This window comes from Actinomadura chibensis NBRC 106107, from assembly GCF_001552135.1.
Lineage (GTDB): Bacteria > Actinomycetota > Actinomycetes > Streptosporangiales > Streptosporangiaceae > Spirillospora > Spirillospora chibensis.
This window is the reverse complement of record NZ_BCQP01000062.1, coordinates 1-21,311: the sequence shown is the minus strand read 5'-3', so window position 1 is coordinate 21,311 and position 21,311 is coordinate 1. Positions and strand designations below refer to the sequence as shown.

The window sequence follows — 21,311 nt, the reverse complement described above, 5'->3', positions numbered from 1 at the left end:
GGGAGGGGCCAAATGCGCATGCGCCCCCGGTCCATCCGGGCCAGGGACACGCTCGTCGCCGCGGTGCTCGCGGCGCTCGTGCTCGGCATCACGGCGATCGGCGCGGACGTCGCCGTGCGCGGCGCCGTCAAGGCGGATCTCCTGCGCGGCACGCAGGTGGAGGGGCGGCGGGCCAGCGGCGGCGTCCGCGACGGGTCGCTGGACGGCCAGATCCCGGACGACACGCGCGGCCGCGTCCTGGTGCAGGTCGTGGAGCGCGGCGGCCGCGTCGCGAACGCGACGCCCGCCGCAACGGACAGACCTCCGGTGAGCAGACTCTGGCCGTCGAGCAACCTGAGGATCCGCGACTACACCGAATGCACCGGGACGTGGCCCGGCCGCGACTGCTATGTCACCGAGGCGATCAGGGTCTCGACCGCGCCCGACTCCGTCGTCGTGTACGCGTCGGAGCGGATGCCGTCCTACCTGGTCAACGGGCTGCTGGAGGGCGTGCTCGGCGCGGCCGTGCTGCTGCTCTCCGGGCTCGCCGCGTGGATCACCTGGCGGATCGTCGGCCGCACCCTCGGCCCGGTCGAGGCGATCCGCGCGCAGCTCGCCGAGATCAGCGCGACCGACCTGAGCCGGCGCGTGCCCGAGCCGCCCGGCCAGGACGAGATCGCCGAGCTGGCCCGCACCGCCAACGCGACCCTCGACCGGCTGGAGCGGGCCGTCGGGCGGCAGCGGCAGTTCGCCTCGGACGCGTCCCACGAGCTGCGCACCCCGATCGCCGGGCTGCGCGCGAACCTCGAAGACGCGTCCATGCACCCGGAGGACAACGACCTGCGCGCCGTCGTCGAGTCGGCCCTGCGCGACACCGACCGGCTGGAGTCGATCGTCACGGACCTGCTGCTGCTCGCCCGCATCGGCACCGCCGGGGCGGGCGTGCAGGAGCCGGTCGACCTGTCCGCGCTGGCCGACGCGGAGGTCCGCCGCCGCGCCTTCAGCCTGAAGATCGTCACGGACCTGACGCGGGACGTGCGGGTGCGCGGCGTCCGGATGCAGTTCGTCCGGGTGCTCGGCAACCTGCTCGACAACGCCGAGCGCTACGCCGACTCGCGCATCACCGTCCGCGTGACCAGGGAGGACGGCCGGGCGCTGCTCACCGTCACCGACGACGGCGCGGGCATCGCGCCCGCCGACCGGGAGCGCGTGTTCGAGCGCTTCACCCGCCTCGACACCGCGCGCAGCCGGGGCAACGGCGGGGCCGGGCTCGGCCTCGCCATCGCCCGCGAGATCGCGCAGGCGCACGGCGGGACGCTCCGGGTCGAGGACGCCCCCTGCGGCGGCGCCCGGCTGGCCCTGCGCCTGCCGCTCGACGCGGAACCCCTCGAACGCCGCCGCTGCGGCGGCTGACCGCGGCACGCGAAAGGGCCGTCCACAGCCTGTGGACGGCCCTTTTCGACGCGCGTGCGGCGCGGGACTCAGGCGCGGACGGCCTGGATCTCCAGGTTCAGCTCGACCTTGTCGCCGAGCAGGGCCTTGTCGCCCTTCAGCGGGACGTTGAACTCGACGCCCCAGTCCTTGCGGTTGATCGTGGTGGACGCGGAGAACCCGGCGCGCGTGCCGCCCCAGGGGTCCTCGGCGACGCCGTTGTACTCGACCGCGAGGGAGACCGGACGGGTGACGCCCTTGATCGTCAGGTCGCCGTCGAGGAAGTACTCGCCGTCCTCGGCGCGGACGCCGGTGGCGGCGAAGGTCATGTTCGGGTGGTTCTCGACGTCCAGCACGTCGGCGGTGCGGATGTGGGCGTCGCGGTCGGCGTTGCGGGTGTCGATCGAGGCGACCTTGATCTCCGCCGTGGCGGTGGAGTCGGCCAGCTCGTCGGCGATCTGCACCGACCCGCTGAACTCGGTGAACGTGCCCCTGACCTTGGTCATCAGGTGCCGGATGACGAAGGTGACCTCGGAGTGGGCGGGGTCGATGTTCCAGGTCCCGGTGGTCAGCTCGGGCGCGACGGCGGCGATGCTCATGGGAACTCCTCTGGGTGGAAGACGGCACTGACCGGACGACGAGGTTCGTAGTGCTTGAAACTTCAACGACTCGTCGAAGGTTAGTTGAGGGTTCAAACACAAGTCAAACCCGCGATTGTTCCCGGGCGTGCAACCCGATTCCCGGCTCGTGCGTAGACAGCGGTCACAGAGGCGCACGGACGGGCGGACGTGGGACGGCGAGGAGGCCGCCCGTCCGGTGTCCACGACCATCGGGAGTCTTCGTGAGCGACGAAACCACGGCGCGCGGCGCGCCCGGACCACCGGTCGCGATACCGGTCGTGCTGGCGGTCGCGGCGGTGCTCGTGTCCGGCTGCGGCGGCGGTGGGGGCGGGACCGCCGGAAACGGCAAGGTGTCCCCGGAGGCAGGCGGGAAGCTGCCCCAGGCCACCACCTACACGACCCTCAAGGACCTGCCCGCCGACCCGGCGCCGTCCGGCGCGCTGGACGGCACGGTCGTCCACCCCGCCGACGCGGCGCCGGTGTCGGCGCAGCCCGGCGCGCCCGCCGTCGCGGAACTGCCCGCCGCCCAGCTCAAGGGCGACACGTGGGTGCCCGTCGTGGAGAGCCGTCCGGGGTGGAAGCGGGTGCTGCTGCCGAGCCGTCCGAACGGCGTCACCGGCTGGATCCCCGACTCCGGCCTGAAGACCGCCCGCAGCGGCCAGACGATCAAAGTCGACGTCAGCGACCGGAAGCTCACCCTCCTGAACGCGGGCCGCCCCGCCGGGACCTGGCCCGTCGCCGTCGGCGCGCCGAAGACGCCCACCCCCGTCGGACGGACGTTCCTGCTCGCGTCGCTGGCCCCGGCCAAGCCGACGTTCAGCCCGCTGATCCTGCCGGTCGGCGCGCACTCCGCGACCCTCGACACCTTCGGCGGCGGCCCCGGGACGGTCGCTTTCCACGGCTGGCCGAGCACGTCCGTGTTCGGCAAGGCCGTCACGCACGGCTGCGTGCGCGTGCCCGCCGACGCCCTGAAACGCCTCGCCAAGGTGCCGCTCGGCACGCCCGTCGTCATCACGGCCTGACGTCCCCCAACCCCCCAGCTCCACCCCGACACAGAGGAGAAATCACCGTGCGTTTGCAGGCACTCACGAAGTGCGCGGCCGTCGCCGGCGCGCTGGCCCTGCCGTTCGCGGCCGTCGTCGTCCCCGGCGCGGCCGCGACCACCGGCGGCGCCGGCTCGGCCGTCGCGATCTCGGCGGGCGGGCCCGTCGCCGTCCCGCCGACCCCGGCCGTGACGTCGGACGCCCAGCGGCCCGTCCGCAAGAGCGTCGTCGAGCTGCCGCCGAACCCGATCGTCGAGGCGCGGCTGCTGAACGCCGCCGCCTGGTCGGGCCACGCCCGCGCGTCCGTCGCCGACCTCCGGCTGCTGAAGCTCGGCCTGAGCGCGAGCCTCGTCACCGCCAAGTGCGAGAACGGGAACGGCGTCTCGCACCTGGTCAAGGCGACCCTGAACGGCCGCACCCTGAAGGCGGACGCGGCGCCGAACACGGCCGTCACCGTGAACCTGACCGGCGTCGGCGCGGCGACGGTCACGCTGAACCGGCACGTCCGCGACAAGGACGGCAACCTCACCGTCACGGCCATCGAGGTCAGCGCGACCCTGGCGGGCCAGACGCAGACGATCAGCATCGCCTCCGCGACCTGCGGCAAGGGCGCCCAGCCGGGGCAGCCGCCGTCCGGGCCGACCGACCCGGCGGACCCGGGCACCCCGTCCACGCCGACCGCCCCGCCCAGCGCGGCCCCGATCCCGACCCCCATCACCGGCGACCTCCCGGTCACCGGCTGACCCCGTGAAGGAGGGCCCGCGCGTCCGGACGCGCGGGCCCTCCGCTTCACTCACAGACCCGAGCGTGCGGGTGGCCGTTCACGCCAGCCTCACCCTGAACCAGACCTTGATCTCGTCCTCGGGCAGCACAGTGATGCCCCACTGGTCGCTGAACGCCTCGACCAGGTCCAGCCCGCGACCGCTCTCGGCGCTGGGCGGAGCGGGCGCCCGCCTCTCCGGCCGGACCTCACCGGATCGGACGCGGTTGTGGACGGCGACCTCGGCCCACTCGCCGACCAGCGTGTACGCCACCCGGACGTCCGGGCCCGTCCCGTGCAGGACGGCGTTGGTGAGGACCTCCGACAGAGCCTGGAGAGCGTCGTCGATGACCGGATGCCCGGCACCGCACTCGCGTCCGAGGACGTCCCGCAGCCATTGACGCCCGACCGGCACGCTCCCCACCTCGGTCGGCAGCCGCAGAGACCCCTTGGCCAGCCCCAGCCGCGACACCGGCCCTTCGCGATCGACAGGGAGATCGAACGCCCGCCTGGCCTGGTGCGTCCGCCGCGACCTCACGGACGACCGGTCTCGAACCACGAGACGCCAGCCCACCCGTCCAACGAATCCCATCAGGCGTCCCCTCGTCCAAGGCAGACGTATTCAGCCGAATACACGGAAGATCCGAACACGCCGCGTCATGAGTCGCTACGCTCCGAGTCTGTACTGAGAGTGAGGGCCCTGTGCAGGGCTGTGATGAGAATTCTCAAATATTGCTCTCGCAATCTGGCTCGATCCGTCTACGGGGGTAGGAGAATGACGACCCGGACAAGCCCGACAGTTCGCCGTCGACGTCTGGCCAGGGAGATGCGCCAACTCCGCCGCACGACCCAGAGGTCCCGCGAGGACGCCGCCGCGTACGCGGGGATCGCCCCGGCCACTCTGAGCAGGATCGAGGCCGCCACCCACGCCCCCAAGCCCGCGGACATCATGGCCCTATGCAAGTTCTATGGGCTTGATGACGATCAGACCGACGCCTTGGTCACGCTCGCGAGGCAGAGCCGCCAACGCGGCTGGTGGCACAAGTACGGCGATGTCCTGCCCAAAGGATTTGATGTCTTCGTGGGCCTTGAAGAGGAGGCCGCCGAGCTGCGCTCCTACCAGCCTGAGTTGATCACTGGCCTTCTCCAGACCCCGGAGTACATGCGGGCTCTGGTGTTGGCCGACCTGGATGTGCCGGACGAGGTCGAACTTGAGCGCCGGATCTCCGTCCGCATACGGCGACAGGAGAACCTGCTGTGCGGTGACAATCCGCGCCAAGTCTGGGCGATCGTCCACGAAGGAGCCCTTCGCCTCCAAGTGGGAGGGCCAGACGTGATGCGAGGTCAGCTTGAACATCTGCGCGACCTGTCCCGCCGAAACTGTCTGACGCTCCAGGTGCTGCCCTTTACGGCCGGTGCACATCCTGGGATGCAGACGGGCTTCTATCTCCTCGGCTTCGCCCACCCCGCCGACCCGGACATTGCGTACATTGAGTACAGGACGGGAGGTGTCTTTCTGGAGCAACCGGATGAGGTTCGCGTCTACGAAAAGATCTTCGACCAGCTTCGCGCGAGAGCCGCTGGCCCGGACGATGCCCGGAAGCTGATCGATCAGATATTGATCGAGATGTAGGTGTTGATATGAATTTGTCGAACGTGGTTTGGCGCAAGAGCCGCCGTAGCGGCAATGGTGGTGAAGCATGCGTCGAGGTGGGGGCGTGGCGGAAGAGTGCTCACAGTATGAACAACGGGGGATGCGTCGAGGTCGGGGCGTGCGACTGCTGTGGGACGGCCGTCCGGGACAGTAAGGACCCGGAAGGTCCGCGGCTGGCGTTCAGCGTCGCGTCCTGGCGCGCCTTCCACGCCGAGATCCTGGCGGGACGGTACGACCTGGCGTAAGCGTCGTTTCGTGAATCCTGGAAGGCTGTCCGACCCCGGTGGGCAGCCTTCCTGTCACCGGCGGGCCGGACGAGGGTCGGATTGTCGGAGCCTGGTGGCAGGCTCGGTGTGTTCAGTGACACATCCGATGCTGAGGAGGGTTCGTTGGCCGGTTGGCGTGAGGTCGCCGCTTCGGCGCCGGAGTTCGCTGCCCGGGTCCGGGGCGCGTTCGAGGCGCACAAGCACAAGACCTTGGCGACGCTGCGGAAGGACGGTTCGCCGCGAGTCAGCGGCATCGAGGCGTACTTCGTCGGGGACGACCTCTGGTTCGGGTCGATGCCCGGCGCGCTGAAGGCCCGAGACTTGCAGCGCGACCCGCGCTTCGCGCTGCACGGGCCGCCGGTCATCCTGAGCGCCGAAGATCCCGCCACGGCGCCGGGCGACGCCAAGGTCAGCGGCCGCGCGGTGGAGGTCAGCGACCCGGAGCGGCGTGCCGCGATGCTCACCGCGCGAGGACTGGCCCCCGACTCCTTCAGCGAGTCCCACTTCTTCGTCGCCGACATCGATGAGGTCGTCCTCACCCGGATCGAAGGAACGACCATGGTCATGGAGCTCTGGCGGCCCGGCCAAGCGCTGCGGACGTTCCGCCGCACCTGACGCACGCGCCTACCACGCACTTCGCGGAGCAACCCAGCCGCGAGCTCCATCAACCCCGCGTCCTGGCGCGCCTTCCACACTGATGCCCTGACGGGACGGTACGACCTGGCGTAACCGTCGTTTTGTGAACCTGGAAGGCTGTCCGACCTGGGGAGAGCCTTCCAGCCGCATCACCGGCCAGTGGCGCGGCCCGGCCGTACACTCGGGGTGGAGGTGCAGATCATGCGGATTGACCAGGGATACCAGCCGATGACCTTGGTCGACCTGGCTGTTCATCTGGCCGGTAGCCGAGATGACGAGACGCGGTGGCGGCTGATCGCCGAGTTCCTCGAAGAGTTCAGGCACGAGCCGCCGATCGAACGTCTGAGACTTCTCGCGGAAGAGCCCGCGACGACCGGCGATCAACACTGGGACGTGTTTCTGGCGGCCCTTGCCGAACATCTGGCGGCCCGGGACGGGCGGGGTGCCGCGTCCTGGACCGAGTCCCGGCATCTGTACCGGTTCTGGTTCCCCTTCAACACCCGTGCCGCAAGGGTTGACGCCATCGTGCACGCTCCAGCCGCGTTCCGTCGGCGTGGTGTGTTCATCGCACCGCAGGAACTGGAGGTCGCGTGAGCGGCTCCGAACCGCTCCTCGACCGCGCCGCCATTGAGGAAGTCCTCCGTAAACTCGGCGATCGCCTGGCCAGTCGGGGCGTGGTCGCCGACATCTATGTCGTCGGCGGCGCGGCCATGGCGCTGGCCTACGACGCCCGCCGCTCCACCCGCGACATCGATGCGGTCTTCGAGCCGCACGGCATCGTGCTGGAAGAAGTCCGCGCGGTCGCCCGAGAACTCGGCCTGCCGCAGTGGTGGCTCAACGAACAGGCGAGCGTCTACGTTGCCCCGGGCGGGGATCCCGCCGCCACGCGCGTCTTCGACCACCCGGGACTGCGGGTCTCAGCGGCCTCGCCCGAGCACCTTCGCCTCGATTCTGCAAAGGACGTTTTGTCCTTGTGTGCCGACGTCTTCCCAGAAGAGCCGGTACCTGACCGAGCGCGGCTGATCTTGGAAGACCTGTTCGAGGACGACTGATGTGATTGTGCGTGCGCTGGCGGTGGGTGTGGTCAGTGGTCGGTGCAGGCGGGGACTTCGGTGGGGCGGCGGTGTTCCAGGGCGTCGCGGAGTTGGGCTCGGCCTCGGTGGATGCGGGAGCGGACGGTGCCGAGCTTGACGTTGAGGGTGGCGGCGATCTCCTCGTAGGAGAGGCCCTCGATGTCGCAGAGGACGACGGCCGCGCGGTATTCGGGGGCGAGGTCGTCCAGGGCGCGCTGGATGTCGGCGTCGAGGTGGCGGTCGTCGTAGGCCTGGGCCGGGGTCGGCTCGCGGCCTTGGAGGCGCTCGGCGGCGTCGTCGCCGAGGGCGTCGAAGCGGATGCGCTGCTTGCGCCTGGCCCGGTCGAGGAAGAGGTTGGTGGTGATGCGGTGGAGCCAGCCTTCGAACGTGCCGGGGCTGTAGGACGACAGGGATCGGAAGACCCTGATGAAGACGTCCTGGGTCAGGTCCTCGGCGTCGTGCCGGTTGCCGGTCAGCCGGTACGCCAGCCGGAACACCCTGGTCGAGTGTTGGCTGACGATCTCCTCCCACGTCGGCGGGGTCCACGCCATAGCGCCTGCGCTCACCACTACCCCCGTCTGATACTGAATCGTTACGGCCAAGCATGCCGGTACCCGGATAAGAGCCGTGTAAGAACCGGGCGCGTGGCCGGATGAGGCGCATCTCGTTTCGATACCGGTGTGACCGATCTCATTGGACGGAATGCCAACAAGGATTGAGTCGCCGTCCGCGCGGGGCGAGGATCGGGGCAGTCCCACCCCCGAGACGCGAGGACGTGGCATGGCTCGTAGCTACAACCCGGCCGACCTGCTGGAACTCCTCGCCGCGGCGGGGCCGGACCGGCCCGCGCTCGTCGCGGGGGACGTCCGCCGGACGTATCGGCAGCTCAGCGAGCGTGCGAGCCGGGTCGGGCACCATCTCGCGGCGGCCGGGGTGCGGCCCGGCGAGCATGTCGCGATACTCGCCTACAACCGGGCCGAGTGGGTCGAGGCGATGCTCGGGGCGTTCAAGATCCGGGCCGTGCCGATTCCGGTGAACTACCGATATGTGGCGGCGGAGCTACGGCACGTCCTGGCCGACTCCGACTCCGTCGCGCTGATCGGGGAGCGTTCGCTCTTGGCGAAGGCGCAGGAAATCCGGGGCGATTTGGCGAAGCTGCGGCATGTGGTCGTGCTGGAGGACGGGTCCGACCAAGAGATCCCGGACGCGGTCGAGTACGAGAAGGCGCTCGCGGACGCCGACCCCGGCGACGACTTCCCGGAACGCTCCAACGACGACCGCTACATCATGTACACGGGCGGGACGACCGGCTATCCCAAGGGCGTCGAATGGCGCGTCGAGGACATCTTCTTCGGCGCCCTCGGCGGCGGGAACGCCCTCGGCGACCCGCTCGGGAGCCCGGAGGAGATCGCCGCCAACGCCGAGCAGCCCGCGATGGCCGTGCTCGACTGCGCGCCCGTCATGCACGGCGCCGGGCAGTGGGTCGCGTTCATGGGGCTGTTCTCCGGGGCGAAGGTCGTCCTGTACACCGACCACGCGTTCGACGCGGGGAAGGCGCTCAGGATCGTCGCCGAGGAGAAGGCGAACGTGCTGATGCTGGTCGGGGACGCGATGGCGTGGCCCGTCGCGCGGGCGCTGGCCTCGGCCGAGTACGACACGTCGTCGCTGATGGGGATCGCGTCCGGGGGCGCGCCGCTGACGGACGGAGCGAAGCGGGCCCTGAGCGAGCGGCTCCCGAATGTGGTGTTCCTCGACAACTACGGTGCTTCCGAGACGGGCGCGTGCGGGCCGTCCGTGGGCGGCAAGGAGGGGACGGCCCGGTTCAACATGAGCCCGGACGTCGCCGTCCTGGACGACGACCTCAACCCCGTCGCCCCCGGCCAGATCGGACGGCTCGCCCGCAAGGGACACATCCCGCTCGGCTACTACAACGACCCCGACAAGACCGCGTCGACGTTCTTCACCGCACCGGACGGCACCCGCTGGTCGGTCCCAGGCGACTTCGCCAGCCTGGAGGAGGACGGGACGATCGTCCTCCTGGGCCGGGGCTCCCTCGTCATCAACACGGGCGGGGAGAAGGTGTACCCGGAGGAGGTCGAGGTCGCGTTGAAGGACCATCCGGACGTGGACGACGCGGTCGTCGTAGGCGTCCAGGACGAGCGGTTCGGGCAGCGCGTGGCGGCGGTCGTCGCGCCGCGTCCCGGCGCGACCGTCACCCTGGACGCGCTGACCGAGTTCTGCCGCGGCCGCCTCGCCGGATACAAGCTGCCGCGCCAGCTCACGGTGGTGGACGAGGTCCGCCGGACCGCCGTTGGGAAGTCCGACTACAAGTGGGCCCGAAGCGTCCTATAAAACGGCCGCATCTCCCCCAGACGGGGCTTATACCACGTCCCGCCACTTTTTCCCCGGCCGCACCGGTCAAGAAATGATTGATGCGGTGGGGGCGTGCGCTGACCGCGTCCGGGCGATTGACTTCGGCATGGACGGGGATCGGCCGGTACCGCTCGCGCGCCGCTATCGCCTTCTCTCCGTCGTCGGCCGGGGCGGCATGGGGACCGTCTGGCGCGCCTACGACGAGACGCTCGACCGGGACGTCGCCGTCAAGGAGGTCCACCTCCCGAAGCGCATCACCGACGGCGAGCGCAAGGCGATGTGCAGGCGGCTGCTGTCGGAGGCGCGCGCGACCGCCGCGCTGAAGCATCCGGGCGTGGTCGCCGTCCACGACCTCCTCATCGAGGACGGACGCCCGTTCATCGTCATGGAGTTCCTGGAGTCGTGCTCGCTGAACCGGCTCGTCACCGAGGACGGTCCGCTCGGCCCGCGCCGGACGGCCGAGATCGGCGCGGCCGTCCTGTCGGTGCTGCGCGCGTCGCACGCCGCCGGGATCGTGCACCGGGACGTCAAGCCGAGCAACGTCCTCGTGTGCGACGACGGGCGGGTGCTGCTCACCGACTTCGGGCTCGCCGTCCACGCGTCCGGTGGACGCGAGACCGTCGACACCATGCCGGCGGGCATCGAAGGCTCGCCCGCCTACCTCTCGCCAGAGCGCGTGAACGGGATGCCGGGGCAGGAGGCGTCCGACCTGTGGTCGTTGGGCGCGACCCTCTACACGGCGGTCGAAGGGTTCTCGCCGTTCCTGCGCTGCCACGCCCTCGCTTCGATGGTTGCTGTGCTGATGGGCGACTACGCGCGTCCCGTGCGGGCGGGGCCGCTGACGCCCGTCATCGAGGGGCTGCTGCGGCAGCGGCCCGAGGACCGGCTGACCGCCGAGGCCACCGCCGACCTCCTGCGCGACATCGTCGGCGGCCTTCCGGAGCCGGGCATCACGCTGGCCGTCCCGCCCGCGCGGCGCCGCGCGCTGCCGCGCCGGCTGCCGTGGGCGCGGCGCGGCTCGTGGGTGTCGCGGGACGCGGCGCGCTCGCGCGTGCTCCGGGGCCCGCGCGTGCCGTGGACGCTGCGCGGCGGACGTCCGTCCGGCGCCCGGCCCGCGCCGTGCGGCTCGCGGCGGGCCCGGACGAGGTGGCGTCCGCGGAGCCTGCGGCCCGGCGCGGTGGCGGGCGTCGCCGTCCTCGCCGCGCTCGCGGCGGGCGCCGGGACGTGGGCGGCGCGCTGGACGTCCATCGGCAAGAGCGACGCGGTGGCGCTGCGCCCGGCGGCGGGCGACACGGCGAAGACCGCCCGGTTCCGGGAGGCGGGCGCGTACACGGTGCGGGTCCCGGCGGGATGGCGGGCGGAGCGGCACGGGTCCGCCGTCGTGTGGAAGGACGCCGGGACGGGACGCGCCCTGCGCATCTCCCCCGCGTCCGGCGACCCGCTGACCGGCCTGCGGGCGGCGGAGCGGAAGGCGGCGGCCGAGCACCGCTTCCCGGGGTACCGCAGGCTGCGGCTCGAAGCCGTCCCGGACGTCGTCGCGGGCGGCGCGGAATGGGAGTTCACCTGGCGCGGCGGCGGGGAGCGCCGCCACGGGGACGACACGCGGCACGTGCTGTGCGGCCGGGCGGCGGGGTATGAGTTCTGCTTCTCCGCGCCCGATCGGCGCTGGACGCCCGGCCAGCGTCTCTACGACGGAATCCTCAGGTCGTTCGACCCCGACAGGCCGTGACCGCCAGGGGAGGCGGGATCAGGTCGACTGCTGGAGGCGGAGGAGGAACTCCGCGTTCGACGAGGTGCCCTTCATCTTCTCCAGGAGCTGCTCGACGGCCTGCTGCTTCTCCAGTCCCTGGAGAGCACGGCGGAGGCGCCAGGAGAGGGCGAGCTCCTCGGGCGACATGAGCAGCTCGTCGCGGCGGGTGCCGGACGCCTCGATGTCGACGGCGGGGAAGACGCGGCGGTCGGCGAGGCCCCGGTCGAGCTTCAGCTCCATGTTGCCGGTGCCCTTGTACTCCTCGAAGAAGACGTCGTCCATGCGGGACCCGGTCTCGACGAGGGCGGTGGCGAGGATGGTCAGCGAGCCGCCGTTCTCGATGTTGCGGGCGGCGCCGAAGAACTTCTTCGGCGGGTAGATCGCGGTCGTCGCGACGCCGCCCGCGAGGATGCGGCTGCTGGACGGCGCGGCGAGGTTGTAGGCGCGGCCGAGCCGGGTGATCGAGTCGAGCAGCATGACCACGTCGTGGCCCTGCTCCACGAGCCGCTTGGCCCGCTCCACGGCGAGCTCGGCGAGGGCCGTGTGGTCCTGCGCCGGACGGTCGAACGTCGAGTGGATCACCTCGCCGCGGACCGACCGCTGGAGGTCGGTGACCTCCTCGGGACGCTCGTCGACGAGCACGACCATGAGGTGCACTTCGGGGTTGTTCTGCGCGATCGCGTTCGCGAGGGCCTGCAGCACCATCGTCTTGCCGACCTTCGGCGGCGACACGATGAGCCCGCGCTGCCCCTTGCCGACCGGCGCGACGAGGTCGATGACGCGGGTCGCGAGCGGGCCGGTGTCGAGCCGCAGCCGCTCGTCCGGGAAGAGGGGCGTCAGCTTCGCGAACTCGGGACGGCCGCCCGCCTCCTCCGGCGGGACCCCGTTCACGGTCTCGACGCTGGCGAGCGAGGCGAACTTCTCCCGTCCGGACCTCGGCGGCCGCGCGAACCCCGCGACGGCGTCGCCGGGACGCAGGCCGTTCGTCTTCACCTGGGCGAGGGCGACGTGCACGTCGTCCGGGCCGGGGTGGTAGCCGGACGTGCGGACGAACGCGTGCTTGTCCTGGACGTCGAGGATGCCGTGGAAGGGGACGACCGGAGCCTCGGCGGCGGCCGGACGCCTGTCGTTGCCGTTCTTGCGGGCGCTCTGCGCGGCGCTCTTCGCGGAGTTCTGCGCGCCGTTCTGCGCGGCCACGCCGTGCGGCGCCTGGGTCTTGTGGTTCGTGGCGGAACGGCCCGAGGGCGGGCGTTCGGTGGTGATTGTGGAAGTGGACATGCGGGTCCCTTCTCAGGCCGCGAAATGCTCCGCGCGGCCAGGGGTCGAGTCCTGCGTACGGCGGCGGCTCCCGCGGCGCGTACGCGAGGGGGATGAGATGAATGCAGCTCGGTTCACCGGGCTGACGTCGGCTCCCTTGGACGGCGGCCCGAAACGCCGTGCGTCTCGAACCGGGGAAGTCACCGGGCGCTCAGATGGCCCGGGCGGGGAAGAAACGCCTCCGCCGCGAACCGCGGAAGTCCGAAGACGTTGCCTCGACAGTACAGCACTCCAGGGCGGTTTCGCATTCCCGGAGGTCGATGACTGTTTTCATGTAGCTGGTCCCCCTGTGGCCGGTGTCGGCGGACGCCGTGCCCCCCGGCTCGCGTCCGCCCGTGCCACTGATCGTTTCCGTGCCTCGACCCCTTAAGACTCTCAGGCGGGCCCCAAGGTTCCTAGAGGGAGGAGGGCTCCGTACGATCGGCCGCGTGGACATCCGCGTGGACGCCGCCGACGGCGTCGGCACGATCACGATCGACCGGCCCGCGAAGCGCAACGCGATGTCGGCGGCCATGTGGCGGGCGCTCCCGCCCCTCCTGGACGATCTCGCCGCCGACCCCGGCGTCCGGGCGGTGGTGCTGACCGGCGCGGGCGGCGACTTCTGCGCCGGGGCCGACATCGCCGAGCTGGACGACATCCACCGCGACGACGAGTCGCACCTCGCGACGGTCGCCGAGCGGGCGCTCGCCGCGTTCCCGAAGCCGACGCTCGCGGCGATCGAGGGCTTCTGCGTCGGCGGCGGCTGCCAGCTCGCCGCGGCCTGCGACCTGCGGTTCGCGGCGGACGGCGCCCGGTTCGGCGTCACCCCGGCGCGGCTCGGCATCGTGTACCCGGCGGCGGCGACGGAGCGGCTCGTCCGGCTGCTCGGGCCCGCCGCGACGAAGTACCTGCTGTACTCGGCGGACCTGATCGACGCCGCGCACGCGCTGCGCATCGGCCTGCTGGACGAGGTCGTCCCCGCGGGCGGCCTGCGCGCGCGGGTCGCCGCGTTCACCGCGACGCTCGCGTCCCGGTCCCTGCTCACCCAGGGCGCGACGAAGGAGATCGTGGACGCGGCCGCCGCCGGGGCCCCGGCCGGGGACGCGGCGAAGCGCTGGCTGGACGAGATGGCCGCGAGCGGCGAGGCCGAGGAGGGCGTGGCCGCGTTCCTCGAACGCCGCGCACCCCGGTTCACGTGGACGTTCCCTACCCGTTGAGCTACCCGTTGAGGGCGGAGCGAGCGGGCACGTCGTAGAAGCGGCGCTCGTCCAGGCGCCGCAGCCGCCGCGCGGCGGCGGGCGGGTCGTCGAGCAGCCGGGCGCTCTCCGGGCGCAGCAGCTCGGCGAGCGGCAGCACGCCGCAGACCAGCGACTCCGGCGTCCGGACGACGAGCAGCGGCCCGAGGGTGGCGCCGCCGTGGTCGGCGTTCCGGAGGCCGTCGAGCAGGGCGCGGGCCTCGGCCGTGGTCTCGGCGCAGTCGCCGCGCAGGGCCCGCACCAGCTCGATGAAGTCGCGTTCCAGGGCGCGCGGGCTGCGTCCCGACAGGTAGAAGCGGTCCCCGTCGGTCAGCTCGACGCGCAGCCCGTGACGCTCCGCGAACCGCTCGTAGGGCCCGGTCAGCGGGTCCCGCGCGGACTCGGGCCGGACGGTCAGCGTCCCGCCGACGAGGTCGGCGGGCTCGGCGCCGAGGGACGCGGCGACCGCGTCGTCCAGCCGCCGGGCGAGGTGCGCGCGCAGCCCGGCGACCTCGGCGGACAGCGCCTCCACCGCCTCGCGCTGGCGGGCCAGGCGGTCGTTGACGTCCGGCACCATCCGCTCGTTGATCTGCGCGATCAGCGACCGGATCCGGCCGTCGGCGGCGTCCAGCGCCGCGCGGTCGTCCTCCTGCCCGCGGGCCAGCCGGTCGAGGCCCTCCCGCTGGGCGGCGCGGAGGTCGTCCAGCTCCTCGCGGGTGCGTTTCAGCGCGCGGAGCTGGGTGCGGATGTCGGCGATCTCCGGCGCGCCCGGCGACCGCCTGCGCTCGAACGCGAGATACAGCTCCCGGCCCGCGATGGCCAGGCAGAGCAGGACCAGGACCACTTTCATCGGAGCCCCGCCTTTCTGAGGGACGCCCCCGGACGCCGGGTCGGGGAGGGCCATCTCGCCGAGCAACCTAGTTCACCCGGCGCGCCCCCGGCCAGATCCCCGCGAGCGGAGGGGCGCGGCGGCTCAGCGGTTCAGGTAGGCGAGGACCGCGAGGACGCGGCGGTTGTCGTCGCCGGTGACGGGAAGGTCGAGCTTGGCGAAGATGTTCGCGGTGTGCTTGGTCACGGCGCGCTCGGTGATGACGAGCTTCTCCGCGATCGCGGCGTTGGAGCGGCCCTGCGCCATCAGCTCCAGCACCTCCGTCTCGCGCGGGGTGAGCCGGGCGAGCGGGGTGTCCCGGGTGCTGCTCGCGACGAGCCGGGAGATGACCTCCGGGTCCATCGCGGTGCCGCCCGCGGCGACCCGGCGGACCGCGTCCACGAACTGGGACGCGTCGAACACCCGGTCCTTCAGCAGGTAGCCGATGCCGCCGCTGCCGTCCGCGAGCAGCTCGCGCGCGTAGAGCTGCTCGACGTACTGCGACAGGACCAGCACGGGCAGGCCGGGGACGCGGCGGCGCGCCTCCAGCGCCGCCTGGAGCCCCTCGTCGGTGAAGGACGGCGGCAGGCGCACGTCGACCACCGCCACGTCCGGACGGTGGTCGACCAGTGCCTTGAGCAGCGAGGGGCCGTTGTCGACGGCGGCCGCGATCTCGAAGTCGTGCGACTCCAGGAGGCTGACCAGGCCCTCCCTCAGGAGGGCGAGGTCTTCGGCGAGGACAACGCGCACGGCAGCTCCAGCGTCACGATCGTCGGGCCGCCCACCGGCGAGCTGAGGGCGAGGACGCCGTCGAATGTACCGATCCGCCGTTCGATTCCGCGCAGGCCGGTGCCGTCCGCCATGGTCGCGCCGCCGCGCCCGTCGTCGGTGACGGTGATCCGCAGCATGCCGCGCTCGTACCGCAGGTCGATCCAGACGCGGGACGCGCCGGAGTGCTTGGCCGCGTTCGTGAGGATCTCCGACACCGCGAAGTAGGCGGCCGACTCGACCGGCGGCTCGGGACGGCCCGGCAGCTCGACGTGCACCTCCGGACGCATCGGGTGGTCCAGGGCGAGCGCCTTGACCGCGTCGCCGATGCCGCGGTCGGCGAGCACCGGCGGGTGGATGCCGCGGACGAGGTCGCGCAGCTCGCTCAGCGCCTTCGCCGACGAGGCCCGCGTCTCGGCGAGCAGGATCCGCGCCTTCTCCGGGTCCTTGTCGAGCAGGTGCTCGATCGCGCCGAGGCTCATGCCCATCGCGACGAGCCTGGCCTGCGCGCCGTCGTGCAGGTCGCGCTCGATGCGGCGCAGCTCGGCGGCGGACGCGTCCACGGCGTCCGAGCGGGACTCCTGCAGGTGCCGGACGCGCAGCGCCAGCTCCGACTTCTTCGTCGGGCCGAGGATGAGGCGTCCCCAGTGGCCGTACATGGTCAGCATCTTCGGGCCGATGAGGTAGCCGACGACGATGCAGACCGTCGCGACGATCACCGTGGACACGACGCGCTCGGCGTCCCGGTCGTAGCCGGGTTCGACGTGGATCCACGTGTACCAGTCGCTGCCGCCGTAGTGGCCGATCAGCCCGCCCGCGAAGGTGGCGAGCGCGTACCCCCACACCCCGTACAGGATGAGCAGCCCCGGCAGCGCCGCCGTGAAGATCGCCACGATCGGGTCGGCGACCACCCACAGGTAGTCGCGCCAGGTCGCCGGGTCGGACGCCAGCCCGACGAACCGCTTGACCATCCCCATGACGCCGGGCTCGGTCTCCTGCTCCGGCAGGTAGGGGCGCTGGACGCGGACGCCCGTCCACCTGTTGATCCGGAGGCGGTAGGCGTCGAGCTGGGTGCGCAGCAGCATCGCCGCCGACGGGAACAGCAGCACCCCGATGAAACTGGTGATCATCGAGACGACCGTGATGAACCACAGGCCGACGAGCGTCGCGGGGACGCACAGCAGGTACAGCGCGAGGCCGCGCCAGGGCGCCCTGGCGTGCCGCTGCAGTCTCGTCTCTTTCACCAATACGCCGTCCACCGGGTTCCTCCGCAGGTCGGGTGCCGTCCTGAAGACGAGTCTTCCGGCCGGCGGCCACGCGCACAGTGTGCCCGCAACCCGGACATGGGGTGTACCCAGCTACACCCCCGGCGGCTCCGGAAAGAAGGGGAACCGCGCCCGCGGACGCGGCGGCCTATTGCGCGGTTTACTCGATCCGCGCCCTTTTCCATGCGCCGCGCGGCGCAAGGAAATCCATGCCGGGTCCTTGCCGATCATTGACGGAATGTCCGCCCGGGCGCGAGACTTCTTCCTGAGAGATTCCCGAGAATAGTGCCGGACGGGCGTCCCGTCACCTCCCGTTACGGGCTCTCCCGCCACGGGATTCGATCATGACCAATTCGGCCGTTCCGCCGGTCTCGCCCGGCCAATATCGAGCATTTTCCGTGGTGTCGCGGGATATAGCTTAGTTCTATGGCCTAATGACATTGCCAGGATCCACTCCGCCGATCAATGATGGTTGCTGCATTCGAGGCCCGGCTCCGCCGCGCCCTCGTCCGCGTAGTGCCCGCCGGCGACGCAGTACGTGATCCACCACGCTCCCAAGGAAGTGCGATCATGAAGATCCGCAAGCACACCCTCGCCCTGGTCGGCGTCAGCGCCGCCGCGCTGGCCCTGTACGGCGGCGCCGGCTCCGCCTTCGCCGGAACGACCGGCGACGAGAAGCCGAAGCCCCCCGTCACCTGCAGTCTCAAGGCCGACGCCGGCCCGTTCGTGGCGGCGTCCTGCATGGGCGAGGGCGCGGTGCAGCTCAACGTCGTCTGCCCGGCCGAGAAGACCATGGACGGCACCATCAACATGTTCATGGGCCGTTCGACGCTGCTCGACAACCGTTGCGCCAAGGGCCCGACGTTCGCCTCGCTCACGATGTTCGACATGAGCACGCACAAGCCGGGCGAGACCCTGGTGCCGCTGCAGGAGATCGCCTGACGCATTTCGTTCCCCGCCCCGCCGGGGAAGGAAAGGCATCGGCTGTGAACCGGTTCGCCTGACGGGTGCCGCCCGGTCGAACGCCCTCGATCGTTCGGCCGGGCGGTACTCCCGTCCTTAACGGCGATTCACCGGCCCCTTCTAGTGGGCAAGTATCAACATCGAAAAGCCGAGGCGCGCTGAAAACGTCGCGCCGGGCGGCCGCTGCTCTATTTTTGGAGGGTCGCATGCTCGGACAAAGGAGTTGTGCATGCCCGCCCCCCGCCATGCCGGCGTCGTCGCCGGCGCCGTTCTCGTCCTGCTTTCCGGGACGGCCCTCCCCGCCGCCGCCGCGCCCCCGCCCGGCGCCCGCCCGTCCGCGCCGATCATCGGCGGCGGCGTCGTCACCGACGCCGAGGCCCCGTGGGGAGCGTCGATCTACCGCAGCGGCGGATCGTTCTCCTGCTCCGGCACGATCATCGCGCCGACCTGGGTCCTCACCGCCGCCCACTGCGTCGGCAGCGGCATCTCGGTCCGCGTCGGCAGCGTCTACCGGTCGAAGGCCGCCCCGGCGACCGTCAAGCGCTACGAGGTCGCGCCCGGCGCCGACCTCGCCCTGATCGAGCTCACCGCCCCGCAGCAGGCCACGTTCTCCCAACTCGCCGACGCGGACCCGCCGGTCGGCTCGACCAACCAGATCTGCGGCTGGGGCTACACCGCCTCGAACGGCCCGGTGTCCGAGCAGCTCAAGTGCGCGGACGTCAAGGTCACGTCCACCACCTGCCGCGACTACCGGTACGGGCTGGCGCTGTGCAGCACCAAGATCACCGGCAACGCGTGGAGTGGCGACTCCGGCGGCCCGGAGCGCTACGACGGCAGGCAGGTCGGCGTCGCGTCCACGGCGGACGGCCGGGCGGAGCAGACCTACGGGAGCGTTCCCGCCAACCGCTCCTGGATTCGTTCGGTCGCGGGGGTCTGACCCCGCGGCCGAGCGTGGTCTCTGGACGGCGTCCAGGCTCGGTGTGCCCGTGTCCCGGAGTGGGGGTGTACTCAGGTACACCGCCGGACGCCGTCTAGAGCCATGTCGCCGCGGTCCCCGCGTTTCTAGCGTCCATGGGTGTCACCCCGCACCGATGACTCCAGGGGACCTCCATGAAACGCAACCTCGCCGCCGCGCTCGGAGGATGGAGCGCGCGGCACCGCAAGACGGCCGTGCTCGGCTGGCTGCTGCTCGTCGTCCTCGCCTCCCTGGCCGGCGGAATGTCCGGCCAGGTCACGATGGCGGACCACGAGCAGGGCAGCGGCCGGTCCGCGCAGGCCGTGCGGATCCTCGACGAGGCCGGGATCGACGACCCCGACCAGGAGACCGTGCTGATCTCCGGGACGGCGGCGGGCGCGCCCGAACTGGCCCGCGCGGCGGCGGACGTCCGGACGCGCGTCCGGGCCACCGGCAAGGTCACCGACCTGCGGCCGGACGTCGTGTCGAAGGACCGGCGGCACGTGATCGTCCAGTTCACGGTCAGGGAGACCGCCGACGACCCGCTGCCCGCCATCGAGGACGCGGTCGAAAAGGCGAAGGCGGGCAATCCGTCCGTCCGGATCGGCGAGTTCGGCGGCGCGACCGCCGACGCCTGGTTCGAGAACGCCCTCGGCGACGACTTCAAACGGGCCGAGATGACGGCCGTGCCGCTCGCCATCGGGATCCTGCTAGTCGCGTTCGGCGCGCTGCTCGCCGCCGTCCTGCCGGTCGTGCTGGCGTTCACCGCGTTCCTCGCGGCGGGCGGGCTGCTCGCGGTCGCGAGCCACGCGCTGCACGTCGACCAGACGACCAACTCGGTGATGCTGCTGATGGGCCTCGCGGTCGGCGTCGACTACTGCCTCTTCTACCTGCAGCGCGAGCGCGAGGAGCGGCGGCGCGGGCGCGACCGGGAGACGGCCCTCGCGATCGCCGCCGCCACGTCCGGCCGGTCCGTGCTCGTCTCCGGCCTGACCGTGCTGGTCGCGATGTCCGGGATGTTCCTGTCCGGGCTGCTGCTGTTCAAGGGGTTCGCGCTCGCGACGATCCTCGTCGTGCTGACCGCGATGCTCGGGTCGGTGACCGTGCTGCCCGCGCTGCTGTCCCTGCTCGGCGACAAGGTCGACTTCGGCCGCGTCCGCCTGCCCCGCCGGCGCCGCGAGGGGCGCGCCGGAGTGGTGGGGACGCTGCTCAGGCCCGTCCTCGCGCGGCCGGGGATCGCGGCGGTGCTCGCGGCCGGGCTGCTGCTCGCGCTGGCCGCGCCCGCGCTCGGGATGAGGACCGAGAAGCTCCGCCTCGACCAGCAGGTCCCGCCCGGCGAGGAGATCGCGCGGACCTACACGCGGCTGAACGCGGCGTTCCCCGGCAACCCGGAGCCCGCGTTGGTCGTGGTGAAGGCGCCCGACATCGGCGCGCCCGCCGTCACGGCCGCGATCGCCGAGCTCAAGCGGCGGGCCGTCGCGTCGGGGGAGATGAACGAGCCGATCGACGTGACCGTCCACCGGAAGGAGAACGTCGCGGAGGTCAAGGTCCCGCTAGCCGGGACGGGCTCCGACACCACGTCGAAACACGCGCTGGAGACGCTACGGCAGCGGATCGTCCCGGAAACGGTCGGGAAAGTCGCGGAGGCACCCGTCACCGGACAACTCGCCTGGTCGACCGACTACAACGCGCAGTTGAAGAGCAGCATCGTCCCGGTGTTCCTGTTCGTCATGGGGATCACCTTCCTGCTGATGCTGGTCTTCTTCCGATCGCCGCTGATCGCGCTGAGCGCGATCGTGCTGAACCTCCTGTCGGTCGGCGCGGCCTACGGCGTCATGGTCGCGGTGTTCCAGCACGGCTGGGGCGACTCCCTGGTGGGGACGACCGCCGCCGGGGCACTGGAGTCGTGGATCCCGCTGTTCGTGTTCGTCGTCCTGTTCGGGCTGTCGATGGACTACCACGTGTTCGTCGTCTCGCGGATCCGCGAGGCGTACGACCGCGGGCTCGACACGGCGGCCGCCGTCCGTGAGGGCGTCGGCGCGACGGCCGGGGTCGTGACCAGCGCCGCCGTCATCATGATCGCCACATTCGGGATCTTCGGGACGCTCTCGATGCAGGACTTCAAACAACTCGGCGTCGGCCTGGCGGTAGCGGTCCTGATCGACGCGACGGTCGTCCGGGTAGTCCTGCTCCCAGCCGTGATGTCCCTACTCGGACGCGCCAACTGGTACCTGCCACGCTGGCTCAACTGGCTCCTCCGAGTCCCCCACGCCGAGCCCACGCCCCCAGAACCCGCACGCCCACTAGTCCCGCAAATCTAGCCCGCCCAACCAGCGGAACCGGGCCCACGGGTCGTGCGGCCGGAGGGCGGCCACG

Annotated in this window: 21 protein-coding genes; 14 read left to right on the top strand and 7 right to left on the bottom strand. The window is 71.6% G+C overall.

Annotation, left to right across the window (positions count from 1 at the left end; genetic code table 11):
• The first annotated feature begins 12 nt into the window (after nt 1–12).
• Nucleotides 13–1,392 carry a sensor histidine kinase gene (locus ACH01S_RS32960; RefSeq protein ID WP_067900916.1) on the top strand — a complete coding sequence of 460 codons (1,380 nt, stop codon included), beginning with the start codon at nt 13–15 and terminating at the stop codon, nt 1,390–1,392.
• 68 nt (nt 1,393–1,460) lie between these two features.
• Here the strand turns inward: ACH01S_RS32960 and ACH01S_RS32955 are convergent, their stop codons facing one another.
• Entirely contained in the window at nt 1,461–2,009 is a 549-nt protein-coding gene (locus ACH01S_RS32955; RefSeq protein ID WP_067900913.1) for a YceI family protein, read from the bottom strand.
• A gap of 242 nt (nt 2,010–2,251) precedes the next feature.
• Here ACH01S_RS32955 and ACH01S_RS32950 point away from each other — a divergent pair, with 242 nt between their 5' ends.
• Together ACH01S_RS32950 and ACH01S_RS43985 are read left to right on the top strand one after the other, a co-directional pair.
• Complete coding sequence (locus ACH01S_RS32950) at nt 2,252–3,052, top strand: L,D-transpeptidase (protein WP_067900910.1); 801 nt, start codon at nt 2,252–2,254, stop codon at nt 3,050–3,052.
• A gap of 47 nt (nt 3,053–3,099) precedes the next feature.
• Entirely contained in the window at nt 3,100–3,816 is a 717-nt protein-coding gene (locus ACH01S_RS43985; protein WP_157406341.1) for a choice-of-anchor P family protein, read from the top strand.
• Nucleotides 3,817–3,894: 78 nt separating this feature from the next.
• Here the strand turns inward: ACH01S_RS43985 and ACH01S_RS32940 are convergent, their stop codons facing one another.
• The gene (locus ACH01S_RS32940; protein WP_083981412.1) at nt 3,895–4,425 is read right to left on the bottom strand and encodes an ATP-binding protein; all 531 of its coding nucleotides are present in this window, start codon (nt 4,423–4,425) and stop codon (nt 3,895–3,897) included.
• 123 nt (nt 4,426–4,548) lie between these two features.
• On the opposite strand from ACH01S_RS32940, the gene ACH01S_RS32935 reads away from it, so the two are divergent.
• The 5 genes from ACH01S_RS32935 to ACH01S_RS32920 all read left to right on the top strand — a co-directional run bounded on the left by ACH01S_RS32935 (nt 4,549) and on the right by ACH01S_RS32920 (nt 7,441).
• The gene (locus ACH01S_RS32935; RefSeq protein WP_306303270.1) at nt 4,549–5,466 is read left to right on the top strand and encodes a DUF5753 domain-containing protein; all 918 of its coding nucleotides are present in this window, start codon (nt 4,549–4,551) and stop codon (nt 5,464–5,466) included.
• Nucleotides 5,467–5,474: 8 nt separating this feature from the next.
• Nucleotides 5,475–5,732 (top strand): DUF397 domain-containing protein, encoded by a 258-nt coding sequence (locus ACH01S_RS42820; RefSeq protein ID WP_083981411.1) that lies wholly within the window; start codon nt 5,475–5,477, stop codon nt 5,730–5,732.
• Nucleotides 5,733–5,876: 144 nt separating this feature from the next.
• On the top strand, nt 5,877–6,368 hold the full coding sequence (locus ACH01S_RS32930) for a pyridoxamine 5'-phosphate oxidase family protein (protein ID WP_067900898.1): 492 nt from the start codon (nt 5,877–5,879) through the stop codon (nt 6,366–6,368).
• Nucleotides 6,369–6,575: 207 nt separating this feature from the next.
• Entirely contained in the window at nt 6,576–6,983 is a 408-nt protein-coding gene (locus ACH01S_RS32925; protein ID WP_148344147.1) for a hypothetical protein, read from the top strand.
• Nucleotides 6,980–7,441: a DUF6036 family nucleotidyltransferase gene (locus ACH01S_RS32920; RefSeq protein ID WP_067900889.1), complete on the top strand. Its 462-nt coding sequence runs from the start codon at nt 6,980–6,982 to the stop codon at nt 7,439–7,441. Before ACH01S_RS32925 ends, ACH01S_RS32920 begins: the two co-directional genes overlap by 4 nt.
• Nucleotides 7,442–7,473: 32 nt before the next feature.
• Here the strand turns inward: ACH01S_RS32920 and sigE are convergent, their stop codons facing one another.
• Nucleotides 7,474–8,013, bottom strand: a complete 540-nt coding sequence (sigE, locus tag ACH01S_RS32915) for an RNA polymerase sigma factor SigE (RefSeq protein WP_083981410.1) — start codon at nt 8,011–8,013, stop codon at nt 7,474–7,476.
• A gap of 229 nt (nt 8,014–8,242) precedes the next feature.
• Between sigE and ACH01S_RS32910 the strand changes: the two genes are divergently transcribed.
• Together ACH01S_RS32910 and ACH01S_RS32905 are read left to right on the top strand one after the other, a co-directional pair.
• A complete protein-coding gene (locus ACH01S_RS32910; protein ID WP_067900879.1) occupies nt 8,243–9,814 on the top strand; it encodes an acyl-CoA synthetase in 1,572 nt (523 codons plus the stop codon).
• Between the two features lie 127 nt (nt 9,815–9,941).
• Complete coding sequence (locus ACH01S_RS32905; protein WP_067900873.1) at nt 9,942–11,564, top strand: serine/threonine-protein kinase; 1,623 nt, start codon at nt 9,942–9,944, stop codon at nt 11,562–11,564.
• Nucleotides 11,565–11,582: 18 nt separating this feature from the next.
• On the opposite strand, the gene rho is transcribed toward ACH01S_RS32905, so the two are convergent.
• Nucleotides 11,583–12,863 carry a transcription termination factor Rho gene (gene rho / locus ACH01S_RS32900; protein WP_083981408.1) on the bottom strand — a complete coding sequence of 427 codons (1,281 nt, stop codon included), beginning with the start codon at nt 12,861–12,863 and terminating at the stop codon, nt 11,583–11,585.
• A 467-nt stretch (nt 12,864–13,330) separates the two neighbouring features.
• On the opposite strand from rho, the gene ACH01S_RS32895 reads away from it, so the two are divergent.
• A complete protein-coding gene (locus ACH01S_RS32895; protein ID WP_067900866.1) occupies nt 13,331–14,098 on the top strand; it encodes an enoyl-CoA hydratase/isomerase family protein in 768 nt (255 codons plus the stop codon).
• Nucleotide 14,099: 1 nt separating this feature from the next.
• On the opposite strand, the gene ACH01S_RS32890 is transcribed toward ACH01S_RS32895, so the two are convergent.
• From ACH01S_RS32890 to ACH01S_RS32880, 3 genes are all read right to left on the bottom strand, one after another.
• Entirely contained in the window at nt 14,100–14,966 is an 867-nt protein-coding gene (locus ACH01S_RS32890; protein ID WP_148344146.1) for a hypothetical protein, read from the bottom strand.
• A 123-nt stretch (nt 14,967–15,089) separates the two neighbouring features.
• On the bottom strand, nt 15,090–15,734 hold the full coding sequence (locus ACH01S_RS32885; protein ID WP_067900860.1) for a LuxR C-terminal-related transcriptional regulator: 645 nt from the start codon (nt 15,732–15,734) through the stop codon (nt 15,090–15,092).
• Complete coding sequence (locus tag ACH01S_RS32880; protein ID WP_246236482.1) at nt 15,698–16,996, bottom strand: sensor histidine kinase; 1,299 nt, start codon at nt 16,994–16,996, stop codon at nt 15,698–15,700. Before ACH01S_RS32880 ends, ACH01S_RS32885 begins: the two co-directional genes overlap by 37 nt.
• A gap of 591 nt (nt 16,997–17,587) precedes the next feature.
• On the opposite strand from ACH01S_RS32880, the gene ACH01S_RS32875 reads away from it, so the two are divergent.
• The 3 genes from ACH01S_RS32875 (at nt 17,588) to ACH01S_RS32865 (ending at nt 21,256) form a co-directional block, all read left to right on the top strand.
• Nucleotides 17,588–17,959, top strand: coding sequence for a hypothetical protein (locus tag ACH01S_RS32875; RefSeq protein WP_067900854.1), 372 nt, complete (start codon nt 17,588–17,590; stop codon nt 17,957–17,959).
• Nucleotides 17,960–18,209: 250 nt separating this feature from the next.
• Nucleotides 18,210–18,917 carry a S1 family peptidase gene (locus ACH01S_RS32870; RefSeq protein ID WP_067900851.1) on the top strand — a complete coding sequence of 236 codons (708 nt, stop codon included), beginning with the start codon at nt 18,210–18,212 and terminating at the stop codon, nt 18,915–18,917.
• Nucleotides 18,918–19,090: 173 nt separating this feature from the next.
• Nucleotides 19,091–21,256: an MMPL family transporter gene (locus ACH01S_RS32865; protein WP_067900847.1), complete on the top strand. Its 2,166-nt coding sequence runs from the start codon at nt 19,091–19,093 to the stop codon at nt 21,254–21,256.
• The last annotated feature ends 55 nt before the right edge of the window (nt 21,257–21,311 follow it).